The 23415-nt window shown below is 72.2% G+C and carries 19 protein-coding genes and 1 riboswitch; of the genes, 10 read left to right on the top strand and 9 right to left on the bottom strand.

Going from position 1 to position 23415, the window contains the following annotated elements; all coding sequences use genetic code 11:
- Nucleotides 1-154 precede the first annotated feature (154 nt).
- Nucleotides 155-3217, top strand: a complete 3063-nt coding sequence (locus tag ACFV4G_RS20150) for an ATP-binding protein (protein ID WP_380442158.1) — start codon at nucleotides 155-157, stop codon at nucleotides 3215-3217.
- Between the two features lie 296 nt (nucleotides 3218-3513).
- A complete protein-coding gene (locus tag ACFV4G_RS20145) occupies nucleotides 3514-4578 on the top strand; it encodes an aldose epimerase family protein (RefSeq protein ID WP_380442156.1) in 1065 nt (354 codons plus the stop codon).
- On the opposite strand, the gene ACFV4G_RS20140 is transcribed toward ACFV4G_RS20145, so the two are convergent.
- Nucleotides 4575-5096 (bottom strand): GNAT family N-acetyltransferase, encoded by a 522-nt coding sequence (locus ACFV4G_RS20140; RefSeq protein ID WP_380442154.1) that lies wholly within the window; start codon nucleotides 5094-5096, stop codon nucleotides 4575-4577. The genes ACFV4G_RS20145 and ACFV4G_RS20140 overlap by 4 nt on opposite strands.
- A 309-nt stretch (nucleotides 5097-5405) precedes the next feature.
- On the opposite strand from ACFV4G_RS20140, the gene ACFV4G_RS20135 reads away from it, so the two are divergent.
- From ACFV4G_RS20135 to ACFV4G_RS20115, 5 genes are all read left to right on the top strand, one after another.
- Nucleotides 5406-6683, top strand: coding sequence for an extracellular solute-binding protein (locus ACFV4G_RS20135; RefSeq protein ID WP_380442152.1), 1278 nt, complete (start codon nucleotides 5406-5408; stop codon nucleotides 6681-6683).
- A 136-nt stretch (nucleotides 6684-6819) separates the two neighbouring features.
- Nucleotides 6820-7824 (top strand): sugar ABC transporter permease, encoded by a 1005-nt coding sequence (locus tag ACFV4G_RS20130; protein ID WP_359972458.1) that lies wholly within the window; start codon nucleotides 6820-6822, stop codon nucleotides 7822-7824.
- Nucleotides 7825-7923: 99 nt separating this feature from the next.
- Complete coding sequence (locus ACFV4G_RS20125; protein WP_380442149.1) at nucleotides 7924-8829, top strand: sugar ABC transporter permease; 906 nt, start codon at nucleotides 7924-7926, stop codon at nucleotides 8827-8829.
- Nucleotides 8830-8924: 95 nt separating this feature from the next.
- Nucleotides 8925-10640 (top strand): glycoside hydrolase family 13 protein, encoded by a 1716-nt coding sequence (locus tag ACFV4G_RS20120; protein ID WP_380442147.1) that lies wholly within the window; start codon nucleotides 8925-8927, stop codon nucleotides 10638-10640.
- Between the two features lie 25 nt (nucleotides 10641-10665).
- Complete coding sequence (locus tag ACFV4G_RS20115; protein WP_380442144.1) at nucleotides 10666-11685, top strand: LacI family DNA-binding transcriptional regulator; 1020 nt, start codon at nucleotides 10666-10668, stop codon at nucleotides 11683-11685.
- Between the two features lie 174 nt (nucleotides 11686-11859).
- Here ACFV4G_RS20115 and ACFV4G_RS20110 read toward each other — a convergent pair whose 3' ends face one another.
- From ACFV4G_RS20110 to ACFV4G_RS20100, 3 genes are all read right to left on the bottom strand, one after another.
- On the bottom strand, nucleotides 11860-12060 hold the full coding sequence (locus ACFV4G_RS20110) for a hypothetical protein (protein WP_380442142.1): 201 nt from the start codon (nucleotides 12058-12060) through the stop codon (nucleotides 11860-11862).
- Nucleotides 12061-12337: 277 nt separating this feature from the next.
- Nucleotides 12338-13675, bottom strand: coding sequence for a transglycosylase family protein (locus ACFV4G_RS20105; RefSeq protein ID WP_380442141.1), 1338 nt, complete (start codon nucleotides 13673-13675; stop codon nucleotides 12338-12340).
- A riboswitch (cyclic di-AMP (ydaO/yuaA leader) is annotated at nucleotides 13662-13821 on the bottom strand. Its footprint overlaps the gene before it by 14 nt.
- A 362-nt stretch (nucleotides 13822-14183) precedes the next feature.
- Nucleotides 14184-15161, bottom strand: a complete 978-nt coding sequence (locus ACFV4G_RS20100; protein WP_380442139.1) for a hypothetical protein — start codon at nucleotides 15159-15161, stop codon at nucleotides 14184-14186.
- Between the two features lie 571 nt (nucleotides 15162-15732).
- Between ACFV4G_RS20100 and ACFV4G_RS20095 the strand changes: the two genes are divergently transcribed.
- Entirely contained in the window at nucleotides 15733-16005 is a 273-nt protein-coding gene (locus tag ACFV4G_RS20095) for a DUF397 domain-containing protein (protein WP_380442137.1), read from the top strand.
- 478 nt (nucleotides 16006-16483) lie between these two features.
- Here the strand turns inward: ACFV4G_RS20095 and ACFV4G_RS20090 are convergent, their stop codons facing one another.
- Nucleotides 16484-17008 carry an ATP-binding protein gene (locus ACFV4G_RS20090; protein WP_380442135.1) on the bottom strand — a complete coding sequence of 175 codons (525 nt, stop codon included), beginning with the start codon at nucleotides 17006-17008 and terminating at the stop codon, nucleotides 16484-16486.
- Nucleotides 17009-17426: 418 nt separating this feature from the next.
- Here ACFV4G_RS20090 and ACFV4G_RS20085 point away from each other — a divergent pair, with 418 nt between their 5' ends.
- Nucleotides 17427-18293, top strand: coding sequence for a helix-turn-helix transcriptional regulator (locus ACFV4G_RS20085; protein ID WP_329930454.1), 867 nt, complete (start codon nucleotides 17427-17429; stop codon nucleotides 18291-18293).
- A 127-nt stretch (nucleotides 18294-18420) separates the two neighbouring features.
- Here ACFV4G_RS20085 and ACFV4G_RS20080 read toward each other — a convergent pair whose 3' ends face one another.
- Together ACFV4G_RS20080 and ACFV4G_RS20075 are read right to left on the bottom strand one after the other, a co-directional pair.
- A complete protein-coding gene (locus ACFV4G_RS20080) occupies nucleotides 18421-19047 on the bottom strand; it encodes a TetR/AcrR family transcriptional regulator (protein ID WP_380442133.1) in 627 nt (208 codons plus the stop codon).
- Nucleotides 19048-19374: 327 nt separating this feature from the next.
- Complete coding sequence (locus ACFV4G_RS20075; protein WP_380442131.1) at nucleotides 19375-20892, bottom strand: MFS transporter; 1518 nt, start codon at nucleotides 20890-20892, stop codon at nucleotides 19375-19377.
- Nucleotides 20893-20978: 86 nt separating this feature from the next.
- On the opposite strand from ACFV4G_RS20075, the gene ACFV4G_RS20070 reads away from it, so the two are divergent.
- Nucleotides 20979-21404 carry a MarR family winged helix-turn-helix transcriptional regulator gene (locus tag ACFV4G_RS20070; protein WP_380442129.1) on the top strand — a complete coding sequence of 142 codons (426 nt, stop codon included), beginning with the start codon at nucleotides 20979-20981 and terminating at the stop codon, nucleotides 21402-21404.
- Between the two features lie 90 nt (nucleotides 21405-21494).
- Here ACFV4G_RS20070 and ACFV4G_RS20065 read toward each other — a convergent pair whose 3' ends face one another.
- Entirely contained in the window at nucleotides 21495-22442 is a 948-nt protein-coding gene (locus ACFV4G_RS20065; protein WP_380442127.1) for a M56 family metallopeptidase, read from the bottom strand.
- Between the two features lie 225 nt (nucleotides 22443-22667).
- Nucleotides 22668-23276, bottom strand: coding sequence for a DUF5134 domain-containing protein (locus ACFV4G_RS20060; RefSeq protein ID WP_380442125.1), 609 nt, complete (start codon nucleotides 23274-23276; stop codon nucleotides 22668-22670).
- Between the last annotated feature and the right edge of the window lie 139 nt (nucleotides 23277-23415).

The raw sequence follows: 23415 nt of genomic DNA, 5'->3' as shown, positions 1-23415 counted from the left end.
GATCGGACGTTAGGGATATAGGGCAATTGCCCTTGGCAAGCCGTCCGAACCCTCACCGTCCGTCTCAGCCTGCGCGAATGCCGCACGGCACGCCCCCCGCGGCGCTAACCTCGGCACACGACCAGGGAGTCAGCAGGAGCGGCGGAGGCATGACGTGACCGAGCAGGGCAACGGACTTCGGGCGGGAACCGGCCCCGGCCGGGACGGGGACGGCGCCGCTCCCCGGGTCAGGCTGCGCGACCGTGACGCGGAACTGCGCTCCGCCGAGACCGCCGTCGAAAAGCTGTGCCGCGAATTCGCCGCCGGCGGCACCGAGATCGGCGAACTCCTCACCATCTCCGGCCGCCCCGGCATCGGCAAGACCAGCCTGCTCCACGAGGTGCGGCGCACCGCCAAGCTCCGCGACGGCGCCACCGTGCTGTTCGCGCGCGGCGGCGAACAGCAGGTCAAGGAGCCCTACCACGTGCTGCGCCAGCTCCTGCAGCCCGCGCTCACCGGTCTCCCGCCGGCCGAGTTCCGGCAGGTCATGGGCACCTGGGAGGAGGTCGTCGGACCGGCCATGGGCCTCAAGCAGCCCAAGGCCGGCGCCCGCCGGCTCGACCCGCAGGGCGTGCGCGACGGACTGGACTACGTCCTCACCCAGCTCGCGCCCCGCAGCGCGCCCCTGGTGATGATCGTCGACGACCTGCACTGGGCCGACCTGGAATCCCTGTCCTGGCTCACCCAGTTCGCCGTCCGCGCACGCGAACTGCCCGTCCTGCTCGTCTTCGCGTTCCGCGAGGACGAACACGACTGGCAACCCGAAGCCCACCCCCACCACTCCACCGTCCTCAAGCTCGCCACCCGTCGGCACGAGCTCAACCGCCTCTCCCTCACTTCGGTCACGGACATCATCCGGGCGGAACTCGGCGAGAAGGCCGAGGACGCCTTCTGCTACGAGTTCTGGAACGTCGTCAACGGCAACCCCTACGAGGCCATCGCCCTGCTCGACCAGGTCCGCGACCAGGAGCTCGAACCGGTCGAGGAGAACTCCGTCCAACTGCGCGAACTCGCCGTCGACGCCAACGGGATGACCCTCAAGACCTGGCTCGACCGGCTCGGCGCCAGCACCCTGCGCTTCGCCTGGGCCTGCGCCATGCTCGGCACCGACATCCGGATCGACCTCGCGACCCGCATCTCCACCCAGAGCGCCGAGGGCGCCCGCGAGTCCATCAAGCAGCTCCGCAAGCAGCGCGTCCTCACCCAGACCCCCAACGGGAACCTGGAGTTCGTCCACCCGCTGATCGGCAGCTCGATCTACAACACCATGCCGGAGGCCACCCGCACCGGCATGCACGGCGTCGCCGCGGCCGAGATCGAGAACGCCGGGCTCGGCCTGCTCTCCGCCTCCCGCCACCTCGTCGAGACCTTCGCGGGCGAGGGCGACGACCGCACCGTGCGCAAGCTGCGCAAGGCCGCCGCCGAACACCTGCTCATCGGCGCCCCCGAAGCCGCCCAACGCTGCCTGCACCGCGCCCTCAACGAGCCGCCCGCCGACGGCATCCGCGCCGAGGTGCTCTACGAACTCGGCTGCTCCGCGCTGCTCACCGACCCCGTCGCCACCGTCAACCAGCTCAAGCTCGCCCTCGACCCGGAGGAGGGGCCGCTGCGCCCCGAACTGCGGGTGGACGCCACGTTCCGGCTCTCCGAAGTGCTCGCGCACAGCGGCGAACTGCGCGAGGCCGCGCTGGTGTGCCAGGAGGAGGTCGCCGCCACCGACGACGCCGCGGGCCGGCTGCGGCTCCAGGCCGCCTCGTTCATGTGGCACGCCTTCCGCAAGTCCGAGGAGGACGGCCCCGGCCGCTCCCGGCGGCTCGGCGAGATGTGCGAGGGCCTCACCGGCCGCGAGCCCGCCGACCGCGCGGTCCTCGCGATGCGCGCCTGGGACCTCACCCTGCGCGGCAAGCCCTCCGTCGACGCGCTCGCCCACGCCGACGACGTCCTGGAGGCCGGCCGGCTGCCCAAGGGACTCGGCTGGACCGACAGCACCTGGGGCTTCGAGCTGCCCGCGATGCTCGGCCTCACCTACACGTACAACGACCGCATCGCCCAGGCCGAGCGGCTGTTCGCCGACGCCATCGTCCAGTTCGAGGTCGCCGGGTGGAGCGGTGCCCACCGGGGCTTCGCCTACTTCCTGATGGGCCTCGCCCGCTTCCGCCGCGGCCTGCTCGCCGAGGCCGAGGACTTCCTGCGCCGCGCCCTGCGCCTCTCCGAGCGGATCGCCCCCAAGCTGCCGCTCGCGTGGGACGCCGTCGGCGTGCTCGTCGACACCCTGCTCGCCCGCGGACGCGTCGAGGAGGCCTGGGACCTCGCCACCGGCTTCGGCTTCCAGCCGCCGTACCACGACACCGCGATGGTCCTGCCCGACGCGCCCTCCCTGTACGGCAAGCTGCTCGTCGCCAAGCGGCGCTACGCCGGCGCCGCCGCCGCGCTCACCGAGGCCGGCGCCCAGCTGGAGGCCCGCGGCTGGCACAACACCGTCTGGGCGCCGTGGGCCGGCCACCTCGCCATCGCCATCGCCCAGGACGAGCCCGACCGCGCCCGCGAGTACGCCCACAAGGCCGTCCGGGACGCCCGGACCTTCGGCACCGCCTCGGCGATCGGCACCGCGCTGCGGCTGCACGCCCAGATCGAGGACGGCCAGCAGGCGGTCGAGCTCCTGGAGCAGGCCGTGGCCTACCTCGGCCAGTCCCCGGCCGGCTACGAGCACGCCGTCGCGCTGGTCGAGCTCGGGGCGGCGCTGCGCCGGGTCGGGCGGCTGGAGGACGCCCAGGAGTACCTGTACCAGGGCATCGAGCTGGCCCAGCACTGCTCGGCCGAGGGCCTGGTCGAGCAGGCGCGCCGGGAGCTCGCCAACTACGGCCTGCGGCCCAACCGCCTGGGCGACTTCCGCGCCTCCCGCGAGGCGCTCAGCCAGCCGGAGTGGGACGTCGCCCAGCTGGCGCTGCGGGGCGTGCCGCCGCAGCGGATCGCCGACGAGCTCGGGCTGCAGCTGAGCCTGGTCAACCGGCGGCTGGCCGCGGTCTACCGCAAGGCGGGCAGCGGGCCGGACGGCCTGGCCACCGCGCTCGGGCTGCCGGGCCAGCCGCGTGCCACCCGGCCGACGTGGCCGACCACGCCGGCCCAGCCGACCCGGCCGGCCGGGGACGCGGAGCAGGAAGAGGCGGGCGACGCGTAGAGCGTGTCCTTCGGCTCGGGCCGCCGTCGCGGCCGGGCGTCCGCGCCCGGCGGACGGAAGCGCTCGGGCGGCGCGCGGGGGTTCGGGAGCGCCCCCGCGGCCGTTCCCGTCGTTAGGCTGACGCAGACCGGGGCGGCCACGGCCGGCTTCCTGACGGTATTCCCGGCCCACCCCCGTTCCACCCCGTCCCATCCCCGGTCGGTTCCCGGCCGGCCCCCCGGATCGACCCCCCGGATCGACCCCCGTTCGGCGCGACCGCGGCACCCGCCCCGGCCGCCAGTGAGGAGCAGCAGGGCATGGCGACTCAGGCCACCGGCGTGCGCCACGAACCCCTCGACGCCTCGGGCGCGGGCGCCGCGATCCAGCGCTGGACGCTCACCGCCGGCCCGTACGAGGCGAGCGTGCTCACCCTCGGCGCCACCCTGCACACCCTCACCGCGCCCGACCGCGCCGGCCGCCCCGCCCAACTTCTGCTCGCCACCGACGAGCTGGCCCAGATCCTCGGCCCGGCCCGGCACTACGGCACCGTCGTCGGCCGCTACGCCAACCGGATCGACGGCTCGCGGATCACCATCGACGGCGAGGACCACCCGCTCGCCCCCACCGGCGGCGGCATGACCCTGCACGGCGGCCCCGACGGCTTCGCCAACCGGATGTGGGACGCCACCGGGATCCCGGGCGGCGTCGAACTGCGGCTGCACAGCCCGGACGGCGACCAGGGCTTCCCCGGCGCCCTCGACGTCACCGTCGCCTACACCCTCGACGCCGGCGGCGAGCTCACCATCGCCTACCGCGCCGTCACCACGAAACCGACCGTCGTCAACCTCACCAACCACGCCTACGTCAACCTCGCGGGTGAAGGCAGCGGCGACGTCCTCGGCCACCTGCTCACCCTCGACGCCGACGCCTACACCCCGGCCGACGAACGGCAGGTCCCCACCGGGCGGATCGAACCCGTGGCCGGCACCCCGTTCGACTTCACGACGGCCCGGCCGATCGGCAAGTCCGTGCACGACGAGCACCCGCAGCTGACCGGGCCCGGCGGGTACGACCACAACTGGGTGCTGCGCCCGCGCCCGGCCGACGGCACCCCGGCCCGGGCGGCGCTGCTGGAGGACCCGGTCAGCGGGCGCACCCTGGAGGTGCTGACCACCGAGCCGGGCGTCCAGGTCTACACGGCCAACAAGTTCCAGGGCGCGGTGACGGGCGCCAGCGGGGTGGCGTACGGGCCGTTCGCCGGGGTCGCGCTGGAGACGCAGCACTTCCCGGACTCGCCGCACCACCCGGACTTCCCCGGCACGGTCCTGCGCCCCGGGGAGGAGTTCCGCTCGACGACCGTCCTGCGCTTCGGGACGAACTAGTCGATGACCCCCTGGCGCGCCGGCAGGTCCCGGCGCATGCAGAGCCGGGGCCAGCGGTCGAGGCCGTGCTCGGCCTCCTGGCGGCGGATCTCCCGCAGGCCCGGCGTGAGTTCGCCGTCGGCGAGCGGGCGGAAGCCGCAGCGGGCGTAGTAGGGGGCGTTCCACGGGACGTCGGCGAACGTGGTGAGGGTGAGCGCGGGGGCGTCGGTGGTGGCGGCGAGGTGCTCGATCAGCGCGCGGCCGATGCCCCGGCGGGCGTGGCCGGGGTGCACCGAGACCTGCTCGACGTGGCACGCGCCGTCGACCGGTTCGGCGAGCAGGTAGGCGATGGGGCGGTCGCCGTCGTCGACCGCGACGAGGGCGGTGCCGTCCGTCAGGTAGCGGGCGAGTTCCCCGGGGGCCGGGGGCTCGTCCTCGGCGATCTCCGGCATGCCGATGGCGGCGAACGGGGCTCCGGCGGCCCGTTCCAGCTCGCACAGCAGGGGCAGTTCGTCCTTCACGGCTGGTCTGATGCGCATGCCACCCAGTGTCCTGCAAGCGGCTTTCCGCCACGCAGGGTGGTGTTCCAGGCCACAGGCCGATGGAGCGGAACGGTCAAAGTCGGACATAGTCGGGCGCTGTCCACTACCGTGCGGCAACATCCAGGACACGCGGCTGTAACGATCGGCGTTTCTTGCAGAAAGTTTCTGCAAGGGGTTTCCGTGACGTTTCGCCCGCTGTTAACTTCCTTCCAGCCCGACGGCAGCGAAGGTGCAGTCGGCACGAGGCAGCCATTATGCGCCTGTCTCCGAACATCTCGGGCACCCCCACCCTCCCAAGGAGTTCTCATGCGGCGTGGCATCGCGGCCTCTGCCCTCGTTGTGGCCCTCGCGGTCTCGATGGCTGCCTGTGGCAGCAGCGGCTCCAGCTCGGACGGCAAGGCCGACGGGCCGGTCACCCTCACGTACTGGGACACCTCGAACGCCACCAACGAGGCGCCGAACTACCAGGAACTGGTCAAGAAGTTCGAGGCGGCCAACCCGACCGTCAAGGTCGACTTCGTCAACGTGCCGTTCGACCAGGCGCAGAACAAGCTGCAGACCGCCATGGGGGCCAAGGGCGCGCCCGACGTGTTCCGCTCCGAGGTCGGCTGGACCGCCGCCTTCGCCAAGGCCGGCTACCTGGAGCCGCTCGACGGCACCCCGGCCGCCGCCGACACCTCCGCCTTCCAGCCCAGCCTCGTCCAGCAGGCCAAGTACGACGGCAAGCTGTACGGCGTCCCGCTGGTCACCGACACCCTGGGCCTGCTCTACAACAAGGACCTCTTCGCCAAGGCCGGGATCACCGACGCCCCGAAGACCTGGGACGAGCTCAAGGCCGACGCCGCCACGATCAAGGACAAGGACGGCGTCGACGGCTTCTGGCTGAAGGCCGCCGACGGCTACTACGCGATGCCGTTCCTGTTCGGCGAGGGCACCGACACCGTCGACGCCGCCGGCAAGAAGATCACCATCACCTCGCCCGAGGCCGTCAAGGGCATCGAGACCTACAAGTCGATGTTCACCTCGCCCGGCACCGCCAAGGCCGACGTCACCACCGACGCCTACGCCCACATGATGGACGCCTTCAACAGCGGCAAGGTCGCGGCGATCATCCAGGGCCCCTGGGAGATCACCAACATCTACAAGGGCTCCGCCTTCGCCGACAAGAAGAACCTCGGCATCGCCGCCGTCCCGGCCGGCTCCAGCGGCAAGGCCGGCGCCCCGACCGGCGGCCACAACATCTCCGTCTACGCCGGCTCCGACGCCGCCCACAAGGCCGCCGCCGAGAAGTTCGCGGCCTTCATGACCTCGGCCGAGAGCCAGGCGTTCATCGCGCAGAAGAACTCCACCCTGCCGACCCGCTCCGACGCCTTCACCGCCGACGTCAAGGCCGACCCGGGCATCGCCGGCTTCCAGGCCGTCCTCGCCAGCGCCAAGCCGCGCCCCGAACTGCCCGAGTACAGCTCGCTGTTCGCCTCGCTCGGCACCAACCTCGGCAAGGCCGTCCAGGGCACCAGCACCCAGGACGCGCTGAACACCGTCGCCACCGACTACGCCAAGCTCCTCCCGGGCTTCGCCAAGTAGCCGTCAGCCGCCCGGCCCGCCGCGGGTGAGGGACACCCCCACGTCCCTCACCCCGGCGGGCCCGGCGGCCGGACCCGCTCCTCCCGAGGCGGCCGGACCCGCTCTCCCCGAGACCTCCCCCGAGAAGGTGTAATCGATGTCAGTCGCCGTGCAGGGCGCCACCGGCAAGGGCAGCCGGCCGCGCGAGCAGCGTCCGGGCCCGCTGGAGCGCCTCAAGCGCTCCTACGCCAAGCACTGGTACGCCTACGCGATGACCGCCCCGGTCGTGCTCGTGCTCGGCGTGCTCGTGCTCTACCCGCTCGTCGAGGGCGTCTGGCTCACCCTCACCGACGCCAACAGCCTCAACTCGGCCCGCACCATCGGCGTCAACCACATCCCGGCCAGCTACAAGTTCGTCGGCCTCCACAACTACGCCGACATCCTGTGGGGCCCCGGCTCGTACGACCGCTTCTGGTCCCACTTCGTGTGGACCATCACCTGGACGGTGCTGTGCGTCGTCCTCCACTACACCATCGGCCTGGGCCTCGCCCTGCTGCTGAACAAGAAGCTGCGCGGACGCGCCGTCTACCGGATGCTGCTCATCCTCCCGTGGGCCGTGCCGACCTTCGTCACCGTCTTCTCCTGGCGCCTGATGCTCGCCGACGGCGGCGCCGTCAACGGCCTGCTCTCCGCCCTCCACCTGCCCCAGCCCGGCTGGCTGGACGACCCGCTGGCGCAGAAGGCCGCCGCCGTCCTGGTCAACACCTGGGTCGGCGTGCCGTTCATGATGATCTCGCTGCTCGGCGGCCTGCAGTCCATCCCGGCCGAGCTGTACGAGGCCGCCGAGATGGACGGCGCCACCCCGTGGCAGCGCTTCCGCCACGTCACCCTGCCCGGACTGCGCACCGTCTCCTCGACCGTCGTCCTGCTCGGCGTGATCTGGACCTTCAACCAGTTCGCCGTCATCTTCCTGCTGTTCGGCACCAGCGGCGGCTCCGACGCCCAGCTGCTCGTCACCTGGGCCTACCGCCTCGGCTTCGGCCAGCAGCCCCGGGACTACGCGCAGTCCGCCGCGTACGGCGTGATCCTGCTGTCCATCCTCATCGTCTTCACCGCCTTCTACCGGCGCTGGCTCGCCCGCAACGAGCAGGCCAACGGCTAGCAGGCCGACAGCCAGCAGGCCAACGGCCAACAGGCCAACAGCAACAGGCCAACGGCTGCGGCCCCGGACCCAGTTGACCCACGAAGGCAGGTACCCCCGATGAGCACCACCACCGAAGCCGCCGCGCCGCCCGCGCGCCCCGCACCGGCCGCCCGGCCCGCCAAGGTCCGCCGCCGCGGCGAGAGCAGCCCGCTGGTCACCGCGCTGTCCCACGGCGCCCTGATCCTCGCCAGCCTGATCGCCCTGTTCCCGGTGCTGTGGATCCTCTACATCTCGCTCGGCCCGGACAAGACGGACTACCTCCACCCCGGGAAGATCCTCGGCAAGCTGACCCTGTCGAACTACGACCACGTGCTGTTCGGCACCGACTTCTTCACCTGGTTCGGCAACTCCTTCCTGGTCTCCGGCATCACCACGGTGTTCGGCGTCATGGTCGCCGCCACCACCGGCTACGCCGTCTCCCGGATGAAGTTCCCCGGCCACAAGCCGCTCATGTGGTCGCTGCTGGTCACCCAGATGTTCCCGATCGCGGTGCTGATCGTGCCGATGTACACGATCCTGTCCGAGCTCGGCCTGCTCGACGGCTACACCGGCCTGATCCTGGTCTACTCGACCACCACCGTGCCGTACTGCGCCTGGCTGCTGAAGGGCTACTTCGACACCATCCCGGTGGAGATCGACGAGGCCGGCCGGGTCGACGGGCTCAGCCCGATCGGCACCTTCTGGCGGCTGGTCCTGCCGCTCGCCCGCCCGGGCCTGGCGGTGGCCGCGTTCTACTCCTTCCTGACCGCCTGGGCCGAGGTCGCGTTCGCCTCCACCTTCATGCTCAGCTCCGACAAGTACACGCTGGCCGTCGGCCTGCAGACCTTCGTCAGCGAGCACGACGCCCAGTGGAACTTCATGGCCGCGACCGCGGTGCTGATCGCGATCCCGTCCTCCGTCTTCTTCTACCTGGTGCAGCGACACCTGGTCACCGGCCTGACCGCCGGCGCCTCCAAGTCGTAACGCCGGCACACGCCGGCACACGCCGGCAGTCGACAGCACCCGCCAGCACCCGTCTCAGCGCTCCTCGCTCCTCTATTCCCCGAGGGATTCCGTCCATGACCCAGAACCTGGCCGACACCTCCCGGCCCGCCGCCGACACCGCTCACGAGGCGGCCGCCCTGGCTCCGGTGACTGGCAGCGCGTCCAGAGGCTGGTGGCGGGACGCGGTCATCTACCAGGTGTACCCGCGCAGCTTCGCCGACTCCAACGGCGACGGCATGGGCGACCTGCCGGGCATCCGCAGCCGCCTGCCCTACCTGCGCGACCTCGGCGTGGACGCCGTCTGGCTCTCGCCGTTCTACGCCTCCCCGCAGGCCGACGCCGGCTACGACGTGGCCGACTACCGCGCGGTGGACCCGATGTTCGGCACCCTGCTGGACGCCGACGCGCTGATCCGCGACGCCCACGACCTGGGCCTGCGGATCATCGTCGACCTCGTCCCCAACCACTCCTCGGACCAGCACGAGTGGTTCCAGCGCGCCCTGCGGGACGGCCCCGCGTCCCCGCTGCGCGAGCGCTACCACTTCCGTCCCGGCAAGGGCGAGACGGGCGAACTGCCGCCCAACGACTGGGAGTCCATCTTCGGCGGCCCGGCCTGGACCCGCACCGAGAACCCCGACGGCACCCCCGGCGACTGGTACCTGCACCTGTTCGCCCCGGAGCAGCCCGACTTCAACTGGGAGAACCCGGCCGTCGCCGACGAGTTCCGCTCGATCCTGCGGTTCTGGCTCGACATGGGCGTGGACGGCTTCCGCATCGACGTCGCCCACGGCCTGGTCAAGGCCCCCGGCCTGCCCGACCTCGGCGGCTCCGACCAGCTCAAGCTGCTCGGCAACGACGTCATGCCGTTCTTCGACCAGGACGGCGTGCACGAGATCTACCGCAGCTGGCGGGGGATCCTCGACGAGTACCCCGGCCAGCGGATCGGCGTCGCCGAGGCCTGGACCCCGACCGTCCAGCGCACCGCCAACTACGTCCGCCCCGACGAGCTCCACCAGGCCTTCAACTTCCAGTACCTGGGCACCGACTGGGACGCCGCCGCGCTGCGCGAGGTGATCGACGTCTCGCTCGACTCGATGCGCCCGGTCGACGCCCCCACCACGTGGGTGCTGTCCAACCACGACGTCACCCGGCACGCCACCCGCTTCGCCAACGAGCCCGGCCTCGGCACCCAGATCCGCACCCCCGGCGACCGCGCGCTCGGCCTGCGCCGGGCCCGCGCCGCCACCCTGCTGATGCTCGCGCTGCCCGGCTCCGCCTACGTCTACCAGGGCGAGGAGCTCGGCCTGCCGGACGTCACCGACCTGCCCGACGAGGTCCGCCAGGACCCGTCCTTCTTCCGCCAGGCCGGACAGGACGGCTACCGCGACGGCTGCCGCGTGCCGATCCCGTGGTCCGGCACCGAGGCGCCGTACGGCTTCGGACCGGTCGCCGGCGGGCCGTCCTGGCTGCCGCAGCCGGCCCAGTGGGCCGAACTCAGCGTCGAGGCGCAGACCGGCGACCCGACCTCCACCCTGGAGCTCTACCGCAGCGCGCTTGCCGTCCGCCGGGCGCAGCCCGACCTGGGCGCGGGCACCGGGGTCGAGTGGCTGGACGCCCCGCAGGGCACGCTCGCCTTCCGCCGCGGCTCCTTCGTCTGCACGGTCAACGCGAGCGGCGAGCCGGTGCGCATACCCGCCCCGGGCACGCTGCTGCTCGCCTCGGCGGAACTGGTCGTGGACGGCGGCGAGACGGTGCTCGCACCGGACAGCACCGGCTGGTGGGCGGTCTGACGTGGTTGCAATAGGCTCTGGGACCGTGACTACGGCGCGACTTTCAGACATCGCGGCGCAGGCGGGGGTCAGCGAAGCCACCGTCTCCCGCGTACTCAACGGCAAGGCGAACGTCTCCGCCGCCACCCGGCAGACCGTGCTGGCGGCGCTCGACGTGCTCGGGTACGAGCGGCCGACCCGCCTGCGCCAGCGCAGCGCCGGGCTGATCGGGCTGATCACGCCGGAGCTCAGCAACCCGATCTTCCCCGCGCTCGCGCAGGTCATCGAGCAGGTGCTCAGCCGGCACGGCTTCACGCCGGTGCTGTGCACCCAGACGCCCGGCGGGTCCACCGAGGACGAACTGGTCGAGATGCTGGTGGACCGGGGGGTGGCGGGCATCGTCTTCGTCTCCGGTCTGCACGCCGACTCCACCGCCGACCACGACCGCTACGCCCGGCTGGCCGGGCGCGGGGTGCCGTTCGTCCTGATCAACGGTTTCAGCGAGCGGATCGACGCGCCGTTCATCTCGCCGGACGACCGGGCCGCCATGTGGATGGCCGTCCAGCACCTCGCCGAGCTGGGGCACGAGCGGATCGGGCTGGCGGTCGGCCAGAGGCGGTACGTGCCGGTGCTGCGCAAGATCGAGGGCTTCACGGCCGCGATGCGCACCGTCCTCGGGCGGACGCAGGAGGAGGCCGAAGAGCTGGTCCACCACACGCTGTTCAGCGTCGAGGGCGGGCACGCGGCGGCGGGCGCGCTGCTGGACAAGGGGTGCACGGCGATCGTGTGCGGCAGCGACATGATGGCGCTCGGGGCGATCCGGGCGGTGCGGCAGCGGGGGCTGTCGGTGCCGCAGGACGTGTCGGTGGTCGGCTTCGACGACTCGCCGCTGATCGCCTTCACCGAGCCGCCGCTGACGACGATCCGCCAGCCGGTCGAGGCGATGGCGACGGCGGCGGTGGACGCGCTGCTGGAGGAGGTGGGCGGGAACGCCGCCCAGCGCGGGGAGTTCATGTTCCAGCCGGAGTTGGTCATGCGCGGCTCCACGGGGGCCTGCGCGCGCTGAGGCCGGTGACGGCTGTGTGAAGGGCCCCGGAGGGCGGTTGCTCTCCGGGGCCCTTCGGCGTGCCGTGCCGGGCTGTGCTGGGCTTGTGCTGTGCTGTGCCGGGCTGTGCTGTGCTGTGCTGGGCTTGTGCTGCGCCGTGCTGGGCTGTGCCGCGAGTGCCGTGACGGGTCGGGGTCAGCCCTCCTGGACGGTCGGGCGGTCGGCGGTGACGCGGTGGCCGTCGGCGGCGTCGCCGGTGCGGGTCTCGGTGCGGCGACCGCGGGCCAGGTAGTCGCGCAGGATCAGTTCGACGGCGTCCTGGGGACTCTTGGTGCCGGAGAGCATCATCGCGTCGATCGCGAGGTTCGCGTCGAGCGTGACGGTGACCTGGGCCATGGGTGACTCCTCCTCGGGTGCAGAGCAGCAGCATGCCCGCTGGGCCGGGGTTTGACCACGCGAATGCTCCGATGCGCGGAGCCGCGGGTGCGCGCCGGGGGGAGGCGGCACGGACTTCGGAGGCGGGTACGCCGAAGCCCCGGGGAGAGCGACCAGTCTCTCCCCGGGGCGGTGGGCGGGTGACAGATAACAGATGATGAAATCTGTTATCTGTCATCTGTTCGCTGTCATCCGCGATCCGTCACCCGTCCCCGGCGGGACGGTTCCGGAAGGATCCTCAGACGCGGCCGGCGAAGTCCGGCGCCCAGTTGGCGATGGTCTGCAGGCGGACGCCCGAGCTCGGGTTGGCGGCCTCGACGTACTGGCCGCCGCCGATGTAGATGGCGACGTGGTAGACGCCGGAGTCCTGGCCGTTGTTGGACCAGAACAGCAGGTCGCCCGGCTGCAGGCTGTCCAGCGAGACGTGGGTGCTCGCGGCGGCCTGGTCGTTGGCGACGCGCGGGATGGAGATGCCCGCGGCGCGCAGCGCGGCCTGGGTCAGGCCCGAGCAGTCCCAGCCGCCGTTGCCGGTGCCACCGTAGACGTACGCCTGGCCGACCTGCGCCTTGGCGAAGCTGACCGCGGCGGCCATCGAGCCGGTGACGGCCGGGGCCGGGGTCTGCGCCTGGGCGGAGGGCTTGGCGGCGGGCTTCGAGGACGGCTTGGCGGCCGGGGTCTGGGCCTCGGCGGCCGGCTGGGCGTTCACGGCGTTCCCGGCGGAGGACTGGCCCGGCTTCTGCGAGCGGTCGAACCAGTTGAAGTCACCGGACTGGCCGGCCGGAGCCTGGGCGGAGTCGCCGAAGGACAGGTGCTGGCCCGGGTAGATGGTGTCCGGACCGTCGGTCAGGGTGCCGCGGTTCAGATCGTACAGGCGCTGCCAGCCGCCCTTGACGTTGTGCTTGTCGGCGATCGTGGACAGCCAGTCGCCGGCCACGACGGTGTAGTCCGAGGCACCGGCCTGGGTGGTGCCTCCCTGGGTCCAGTCCTGGCGCTTCTGCGCCCAGGTGCCCTTGGCGGAGTCGGCGGCGGCCGGGGCCTGCGCCTGGTCCTGCGCCGGGGCGGCGGGCTTGGCGGCGGGCTTCGGGGCCGGCTTGACGGCCGGGGCGGCCGGGGCGGCCGGGGCGGCCGGGGCGGCCTTCGCGGTGCTCGCGGCGGCGGAGGTGTCGACGGCGGCCGGGGCGCCGCCCGCGGTCAGGCCGGCCTGGACGGAGCACACGGGCCAGGCGCCGGGGCCCTGCGAGGCGAGGACCTTCTCGGCGACGGCGATCTGCTGGTCCTTGGTGGCCTGGTTGGCCTGCGGGGCGTACGAGGTGCCGCCGAAGGCGGCCCAGGTGCTGGAGGTGAACTGCAGGCCGCCGTAGAAGCCGTTGCCGGTGTTGATGCTCCAGTCGCCGCTGCTCTCGCACTGGGCGACCTTGTCCCAGGTGGCGACGGAGGCGGCGGAGGCGGTGCCGGAGGTGAGGCAGGGGATGGTGAGGCCGACGCCGGCGACGCCGAGGGCGGCGATCACGCGGCGGGTGCGGCTGGACAGGCGAGTGCCGTTGGTGGGCAGCATGAAGACGCGGTCCTCTCCCACGCCTGCGAGGTGAGCTGTCGGATTCGGGCCGGAGTTGCCCGGCCGCGCTGTGGCGCGGCTTCACCCCTAGCCCAGGACCGTTCCGTGGATCGGTCCGGGGCGACTTACCTGTGGGTCCCCCGCTCCTGCCGTGGTGCGTTTTCGCGCTTCCAGCGCACCCGACGGCAGGACTCGGCGTTGCGGATGTGCTGGGTCCGTGTGGTCACGAACGGGGAGCACGTTAAGCAGACTTAAGTACGAACTGCAAATACCTGTGATGCGCATCACGGATTATGGAAAGCCACCAAAACTTTCCTTCTCCAAGATCGAAAATGATCGTTTTCTCGCAATAAACCTGCGGATGTGCACAACTGGCAGGTTCTCAGGAATCGCATGACGGGCGGTCACCCGATCGCAAACAATCACAGAACGGACATCTCGCGCATTCGGCTCTTAATTCCCTTACGCCGCAAGCCGAAAGGACCCGGAGCGCGATCGCTCCGGGCCCTTCCGTACGCGTTGTCGGCGGTTACTCGCCGGCGGCCTCCCCGGTCGCCCCGGAGGCCGTCCCACCGGCGGCGTGGGCCGCGCGGGAGCCCTCGGAGGCGGCCTCCGCCGCCTCGGCCTCGGCCTGGGCCTGCGCGGCGGCCAGGGCCTCCGCGGACGGCGCCGGCAGCGCGGCCAGGTACAGCGAGGCGATGAGCTGGCCGACCGTCTGGTAGGCGCCGAGCGGCGCGGCGGACGGGCAGCCGGTCTCCTCGGCGGCCGTGGCGAGCAGCTCGGAGTCCGCCTCCGGGCCGATCACCAGCGGGGCCAGCGCGGGGCGCTGCGAGCCGGTCTCCTTGAGGTGCGCGACGGCGGCGGCGACCGAGCCGGGCACGTCGAGCGCGGCGGGGACGACCGGGACGGCCAGGCGGGCGGCCAGCAGCACGCCGGTGATGCCGGCGGCGGCCGCGGCGTCCTCGCCGCCGACGGTGGTCAGCACGACGCCGTCCGCGGCGGTCGCGATGGCGAACAGGCGGGCGCGGTCGGCGCGGGCCAGCCCGGCCTCGGACAGGCGGACGTGGACGGCCTCGGCCAGCAGCGGGTGCGGGCCCAGCACGTCGGTGACGTGCGCGCCGTACTCGGCGGCGAGTGCGTGGAGTTCGGGCAGGAAGTCGTGCGGGCCGGGCACCAGGGGTACCAGGATCGGTGCCGGGACGCCGGCCTCGGCGGCGGCCGCCAGCAGCTCGCCGATGCTGCGCTCGGTGCCGTCCGCGCCCTCGGCGCCGTCGCCGGGGAGGTAGCCCACCGCGGTCTGGACGCCGTTCTGCTCGCTGCGGACGATCGAGAGCAGCTCCTCGACGACCGAGCGGGACTCGGGCCCGGCGGTCGCGGGCACGGCGAGCACCAGGGCCGGGGAGCCGGACGGGATCTCGGGGCGCTCGGGGCGACGGTGGCGCCCCCGCGCACGGGAGCCTGGAGTGCGAACGGGCAGTGGCGCGCCCGGGATGGCTGCGGTGCTCATGGCGGAGATCGTAGGACATCGGCCCGTCAGGGCTGCAGTCGGCTGCCGTGCCGGTTTCGCGCGAGCGTGGTGTGCGCGGCGCGCGGAGCTCTCGCGTGCGCGGGTCGATGAGCGGTCATTAGGTCATATTCCGGACATACCTGGCCCAACCCCCGCGCGTCCGCCGGTATCTCCTGGAGACGTGTCCGGTGGGGCGTCACGTTGCACCTGTGGCGCGTGAGATGTCTCACAGTCGACGGGCGGTCTGACGGAGGGTCACGAGTGCGCGACTCCCGGCTTTCGAAGATCAACATTTAGCGGGGAGCCGCTCACGGCCGGTTATCGGAAGCGGGCCGGTTCGGTCGGCTATGTCCGTTTACGTACCGTCAGGAGAAGGGTCCGTGAAGAGTTCAGGTCGGCCGGTGAAAGGCCTCGTGCACCTGCACCGTCTCGTGCTGATGCACGTGCACAAGGGCTATCATCGCGTCAAGTGAGGCGTTGTGCCGGGCTGGTACGGGGCCGGCCCGTTCGTTCGGCGGGTGCCGGGGGCGCCGCGCTGGACCGCAACTCCGGGGCTCTTCGGGAGACTTCTATGCACGACTCGCACGAATCGCAGGAACTGGGCGGCTCGTACGGTCCCTACAACGGGATGGCCGCCACCGAGCTGGAGGGAGTGGTCTGGCAGAAGAGCCTGCACAGCAACTCCCAGGGCAACTGCGTCGAGTTCGCCGCGCTGCCGGGGGGCGACGTGGCGATGCGCAACTCGCGCTTCCCGGACGGTCCGGCGCTCATCTACACGCGGGCCGAGATCGCCGCGATGCTGTTGGGGGCCAAGGACGGGGAGTTCGACCACCTGTCCGCCTGACCGGACGTCCGTCCGGCCGTTCACCGGGCCGTCCGGCCGCTTCACCGGACGTCCGTCGGTCCGGCCACCGCTCCGCACCAGGAGCCATCGGGGGGCCGTCGTGGGTGCTGACACCACGGCGGCCTTTGTCTTCTCCGCGGGCTCGGCCCCGCGGTCGTCCGCGCGGTTCGTCACGCGCTCGGTCACATGCTCGGTGGTGTGCCTCTTCGCGGGCTTCTCCACCGTCCGGTGCGCTGCTGTCCCGCGTAACGCTGCCCCGTGCACTGCTGTCCGGTGCGTTGCTGTCCCGCGCACTGGCGGCCCGTCGGCCGTCGGGGGCGCACTGGTCGTGGCGGGTGCGCTGCGGGGGGCCGGTGGGTCTCCGGCGCGAGCCCGGCGAGGGCGAACTACCGCTTCTTCCCGGGGTTTCGGTCCTCCCGGGGCGTCCATCGATCCGGGGACGCGTGCCCGCGCTGCGGGGGTGCGTGCCCGTCCGCCGCTAGGCGGAGCGCCGGTGCCGGCCACCGAGTTCGGGGGTCGCGGCCTGCGCGTCGGCCTCGAACAGCGCCCAGACGACCTTGCCCCCGCCCAGCGGGTGCCAGCCCCAGGAGTGGCTGAACGAGTCCACCAGGTGCAGCCCGCGGCCGGATTCGGCCACGAAGTCCGCCTCCCGGGCGACCGGGCCGGTGCTGCTCGGATCGCTGACCGCGCAGACGATCTGCGGCGCGCGGTGCACGAGGCTTATTCGGATCGGCAGCCTGCCGTCACCACCGTGCTGTGTGGGAAAGTCGTACTCGCCCAGGGCGCCGCCCACCGGGTCGGGCCGTGCGCCGATCGCATGCCGCAGCGCGTTGGTCACGAGTTCCGACGCGACCAGCGCGACGTCGTCGAACAGCTCCATCAGCCCCCAGCGCTGCAGAGCGGTCCGGGCGAAGTCACGTGCGGTTCTGACGGCTTCGAAGCGAGGAGCGAGCGTACAGGTGACCACGTGGGGGTCAACCGCCAAAGCCGTACCGGTGCCCATGAAGAGCTCCTCCCATAAGGGGGCGGACACGGCTGGACCCGCCGGGGTCATGCCGGTCACCTCCGACTCGCTCGGCCGCACGGCCCCCTCCTCGACGAGGCGCGCGCGCACACGAAGGCCCGGTGGCGTGGGGGACGCTGCCGGGCTGGTGCACGGAGTCGCGCGTGGGGTCGACGCGGAGCCCGCGGGATTGCCAGGGATGTGCAGGTGCACGTGCACCATGGTCCTCTGCGCTCACTGCAGATGCAAGAGTCGATTCACGTGCAGTCGCACTATTGGCATATGCAAGCGCCGGATGCACGTGCATCCTGGTGTGTGGAGTGCAGAACTGATAGGAACATCCGTCAGTATCGGCACCGTGAGCGCTCAACTGATGGCAGACTGTGCGCTGTTTGCCCTAGGTGGAGGTTTCGACCGCATGACCACAGTTCAGCCGGGCGGCGGCTCGATGGTCCGCCGGATCCTCCTCGGCTCACAGCTGCGACGCCTGCGTGAGGCGCGCGGCATCACCCGCGAGGACGCCGGCTACGCGATCCGCGCCTCCGAGTCCAAGATCAGCCGCATGGAGCTCGGCCGGGTCAGCTTCAAGGAGCGCGACGTCGCCGACCTGCTCAGCCTCTACGGCGTGGACGACGGCCTGGAGCGGGAGGCCCTGCTCGGCCTGGTCCGCGAGGCCAACAAGTCCGGCTGGTGGCACAGCTTCAACGACGTGCTGCCGGGCTGGTTCCAGACCTACGTCGGCCTGGAGGAGGCCGCGCAGCTGATCCGCACGTACGAAGTGCAGTTCATCCCGGGACTCCTGCAGTCCGAGGAGTACGCGCGGGCGGTTTTCGGTCAGAGTCGGCCGGTCATCAGCGAGGAGGAGGTCGAACGGCGGGTCAGCCTCCGCCTGCGCCGCCAGAAGCTGCTGACCGAGGGCAACAACCCGCGCCTGTGGGCCGTCATCGACGAGGCCGCGCTGCGCCGCCCGGTCGGCGGGCCCAAGGTGATGCGCGGCCAGGTCCAGTACCTGATCGACGTCGCCGAGCAGGCCAACGTCGTCATCCAGGTCATGCCGTTCCGCTTCGGCGCGCACGCGGGCGAGTCCGGCGCGTTCACGATCCTGCGCTTCCCGGAGCAGGACCTCGCCGACGTCGTCTACCTGGAGCAGCTCACCAGCGCGCTCTACCTCGACAAGCGGGACGACGTGGACGCCTACATCCAGGTCATGGAGCGCCTCTGCGTGGACAGCCTCACGCCCGAGCGCACCATAGACCTGCTCGCCTCGATCCTGAAGGAACGCTGAGCCTCCGCCCGGAGGGGCCTGGACGTCCGGGCCCGAACGGCCGGACCACGAGCCGTGCTTGCCCGCCGCCCGGACCGGCCGTCGGCGAGCACCGGCCGCCGGAGCATCCGCCGCCGCCCACCGGCCGTCAGCCGCGGGCCGGCGGCCGTTCGCGTTCCAGCGGCAGCGGCAGCGGCAGCTGTGGCAGCGGCTGCGGCGGGCGGCCCAGCTCCCACGGCAGGTCGTAGCGCCGGAACAGGTCGGCCCGGATCGGCGCCAGCGGCACCTCCGCGCCCGGCAGCAGGAGGCCGATGCACCCGCCCATGAGCGCGCTGCGCAGCACCGCGTGCTCGGCGGCCGGATCCGGCGCACCCCACTCCCGCAGCAGGCCCTGGAGGATCGCGCCGAGCTGCTGCTGCTCCGGGTCCTGGACGAAGGAGCCGGTGTCCGGGTCGAGGATCAGCGCCAGGTGGGAGCGCATCACCCGCGGGTGGTCGAGGGCGAGGCCGAGGACGGCGTCGATGGCGCGGGCCAGCCGGGCCTCGGGTGTCGCGTCCGGCGCGAGTTCGGCCAGGGCGCTGCTGAGCGACTGGTGCATCATCCGGTGCGTGGCGGACTGCATGAGCAGCCGTTTGCCGTCGAAGTAGTACGACAGCAGCCCGCGCGCGAGTCCGGCGCGCTCGGCGATGTCGCTCAGCGTGGTCCCGGCGTATCCGTGCTGGTCGACCAGTTCGACGGTGGCCCGCATGATGCGCCGGCGCGAGCGCTGACGCATTTCCTCATTGACCGAATCCCCGCGGGGTGCCATCGTGACAGCTCCGAACGTTCGTTGGCTCCCGGCCAATATACTGGGGGAGTCGACGGCCGATCCGTGGAACCGCGTTGACGAGCGGCGCACGGACGGCTGGTGCGGGGGCGGCCGTTACGAAGACGGCCGGCTCCACCAACACGGGGGTTTGGTGGAGCCGGCGGCAGTGCCCGGGGGTGGACATCCGCGTCGGCGCGGCGCGGTGTGGTGCGGTCCGCCGTTGTCCGGTGCGGGTCCGGTGCGGTCTCGCGTGGGGCGGCTCGGCGTGGGCGGAAGCGGCGCGGGCGGAAGTGGTCAGCGCTCGGCCAGTACCTCGGCCCGCTCGGTCGGCCCGGACGTCCGTGACGTGTAGTCATAGTCCGGGACGGACGCGGGAGTTGACTTCTTCCGGCGCTCCAGCAGTGCGCCCACGAGGGCGATCAGGAACCCGAGCAGCGCGACCGCCGTGACGAACAGCAGGGCCGGCCGGTAGCCGTCCAGCTGCGCCTGCGGGCTGTCGCCGCCGGCGCTCCCGGCGGTGATCATCGCGGTCGCACCGGCGAGCACGACGGCGGTGCCGACCTGGATCGCCGTGTTGACCAGGCCCGAGGCCAGGCCCTGCTCCTCGTCCGCGACGCCGTCGGTGGCGGCGATGTTCACGGAGGGGAAGGCGAGCGCGAAGCCGACGCCGAGCAGCAGCATCGACGGCAGCACCAGCGCGGGGTAGGAGCTGTGCTCGTCCAGCCGCAGGAACAGTGCGAACGCCGCGGTCAGCGACAGGACGCCGATGGGCAGCAGCCGGCCGGTGCCGAAGCGGTCCACGATCGGGCCCATGAACGGCGCGGACAGCGCGATGAACGCGCCGGCCGGCAACAGCCCGAGCGCCATCTCCAGCGCCGACCAGCCGAGCAGGTGCTGGAGGTAGAGCGTCACGATGAACTGGAAGCCGCCGTAGGCGCCGGTCATCGTGAAGGCGATCACGTTGGCCCGGGCCACCGCGCCGTTGCGGAAGATGCCGAGCCGGACCAGCGGGTGGGCGGCGCGGCTCTCGGTCACCAGGAACGCGGCCGCCAGGGCGGCGACCACGGCGAACGAGCCGAGTGTGCGCAGGCTGAGCCAGCCGGCACCCTGCGCCTCGGTGACGGTGAAGACGAGCAGCAGGACGGTGAGCGTGCCGGTGATCGCGCCGAGGACGTCGTACCCGCCCTTGGCGCGCTCCTCGACCGGGCGGGGGAGCAGGCGGACGGCGAGGAGCAGGGCGATCAGCGCGACCGGGACGGGCATCAGGAACGTCCAGCGCCAGCCGACCGAGGTGAGCAGGCCGCTGAGCACGAGACCGAGCGAGAAGCCGCTGGCGGCGCAGGTGGTGTAGATGGACAGCGCCCGGTTGCGGGCGGGGCCCTCCGGAAAGGTCGTGGTGATGATCGACAGGCCGGCCGGGGCGGTGAACGCGGCGGCGGTCCCCTTGAGGAAGCGGGCGGCGATCAGCAGTCCGCCGTCGTCGACCAGTCCGCCGAGCAGGGAGGCGGCGCCGAAGACACCCAGCGCGACGAGGAACACCCGGCGGCGGCCGAGCAGGTCGGCCGCCCGTCCGCCGAGCAGGAGCAGGCCGCCGTAACCGAGCACGTAGCCGGAGACCACCCATTGCAGGGTCGAGGTGGAGAGGTGCAGTTCGGAGCCGATGGACGGGAGGGCCACTCCCACCATGGAGACGTCCAGGGCGTCCAGGAAGATCGCGGCGCAGAGGACGAACAGGGTGCCCCAGAGGCGGGGGGTCCAGGCCTGTCCGCCGGTTGACGGTGCGTCGGGTGACGTGACGGTCGCGGTGGTCATGGGGAGGAGACTACATGCACGTGCAATCAATGCAAGTGAATAAGATGTAAACGCATAAGTTGCGATGGCGGTGGTAGGGTGGCGCCGTGGCTGAACTCGACTCCCCGGCGGAGGCCGGTCTCGTCGCGCAGTGGCGCGAACTGCTGGCCCGGCACGCCGAGACCTCCTGTGCGCTCGACCGCGAGCTGGGCGAGAAGCACGGGCTCGGGATGAGTGAGTTCGAGGTGCTGGAGCGCCTGGTCGAGGGCTGCTCGGTGGACCGCAGCCACCGGCTCCGGGTCCAGGAGCTCGCCGACGTCGTCCACCTCAGCCAGAGCGCGCTGTCGCGTCTGATCGGCCGGCTGGAGAAGGCGGGCCTGGTGACGCGCGAGATGTGCGTGGACGACCGCCGCGGCATCCTGATCGTCCTCACGGACGAGGGGCGTGAGCGCTACCGGCAGGCCCGTCCGCTCCACCGCGACGTGCTTGCGCGCACGCTCGGCGATGAGGTCACCGGCCCGTGTGGGGCGTGATGCTGACGGTTCGTCAGCAGATTTGCCGGCAGGGTCGTCAGCGGGTTCTTCGGCGGTCCTGAGGGTCCGGTGGGGCGATGGGGCGTCTGGCTAGAACTGCGAGACGAGTCCCGGAGCGGCGGCCAGCAGCACGACGGCCACGGGCGCGGCGAGCGCGGCGACGGTGAGTTGGAGCCGACGCGGAACCGACAGCCGGGGGCGGCCCGCGAGCAGGCGGTCCACCCGCTTCGGGGACTGCGCGAGGCCCGGCGGACAGGAGCCGAACACCCCGCGGCCCAGGTTGAGTTCGGCCAGCGCGAGGGCGGTGGTGTGCCGTCCGTGCCGACGGGCCGCACGGTCGTCGGCCGCCAGCTCGACCAGCTCGCCGACCTGGTCCCGGAAGGTGCTGAACACCCGGACCCCCGGGAACCCGGACGCGAGTGCCTGGGCGGCCTGCGCGAGCCAGTCGTGCCGGGCGCGGACGTGCCCGCGCTCGTGGCTCAGTACGGCCGCCAACTCCCGCGCGGTCAGCTGCTGGAGGGCGCCCGTGGTGACCACCAGCCGGGAGTTCGGGCCGGGCAGCGACCAGGCCTCCGGCCGGACGTTCTCCAGCACCACCAGGCGCTCCCGGCGGCTGCGGGCGGCCGCGATGGCCTCCGGCAACTCGGGAGCGCGGTCGGAGAGTTGAGCGTGACGGTGGTTGCGCAGAGCCTTCGCCGAACGGACCTCACGGGTGACCGCCAGCACCGTCTGCAGCCCGCCCGCGGCCAGCACCGCCGCGCAGAGCCGGCCCCAGCCTTCGGCGTCCTGGAGCCCGTACGCCGCCTCCACCCCGTGCGGCGCGCCGGCGAACACGAGTGCGCGCAGTTCGGGCAGCGCGGCCGAGGCGGCCAGGACCAGGCTCAACGCGCAGCACAGCAGGACGGCTACGACCAGGCACTGCCATGCCAGCAGCGCCAGCACGGGTTCGCGCTCCACCCAGCGGGCCCGGGCGAGCAGCCGGGGCACGGCGGTGGAGAGCAGTAGGCCGAGCAGCAGCAGGCCGATCAGGGCAGTCATCGCATGGGCTCCCCGAGTGCGCACGGAGCGCGACAACGCGCTCCTCGCCAACCTATGCGCTGGCGACGTCCGGTGGAACGGCTTTCGGGCGGCCAGTGACCAACGCCACGCGGGCCTGAGGACCTTGGTCCCGGGTGTGGCTCGGCCAGGGCGTGCGGGGTGGGGGTTGGGGCGGCGGTTGGGGCGGCGAGTGGGGTGGGGGACGGGCGTCGGGGGCGGGCAAGGTCACATGGTCAGGAGCATCGCGAACATCCCGATGCCCATGGTGAGCCGACAGGCCTGCGGGAGGCCCGCCGTTCCGACGGTGACGCTTCCGCCGGGGGCGTGCAGGAGCCGGGTGCCGGCCCAGAGGGAGTAGGCGCCGAAGTACACCAGCAGCGCGCCGGTGAGCAGCGGGGCGCCGGTGCTCGGGGCGTGGTGGTGATGGCCGGGGGAGGCGGTCATGGCGAGGGCTGCGTAGGTCATGGCGAGGCCGCCGATCGCGTGGTGCAGCCGGTGTCCGCGGCGGTCCGGGGTGCCGGCGGCGGCGAGCAGGAAGAGGGCTGCGGGGACGCCGAACAGCCAGGCCCAGACGGGCGCCGGGACGGCGGCGCCGGTGACGGCCATTCCGGCCATGCCGAGCCCCATCAGCGCTTCGGCGGCGTCGGTTTCCCGGGCGAGAAGCCGTCGGGCGCCCGTCGGGTGGGTGGTGGCGGGCGCCGGTGCGCAGGTGGTGTGTGGCGCGTGCGGGGCTCCGGGGGCTCCCGGGGCATATCGCAGGCGGGTCAGGCAGTAGGCCCCGGCGGTGGCGGTGAGGAGGGCGAGGAGCCAGTTGACCAGCGTGGGTCCGTGCAACGGCGGCCTCCTGGGGTGACGGGAGGACGGCGAACAGCGAACAGCTGTGACGCTTAAGATAAAAATAATCTTTAATAGTTTAATGTAAAGAGTCACCTGTTTGCCCGGACACCTACACTGGGGCCGTCGCCCGGACCAG

This window comes from Kitasatospora sp. NPDC059747 (assembly GCF_042732955.1).
Classification (GTDB): Bacteria; Actinomycetota; Actinomycetes; order Streptomycetales; family Streptomycetaceae; genus Kitasatospora.
Note: the sequence above shows the minus strand (reverse complement) of the source record. Positions and strands in the feature narration are given on the sequence as shown.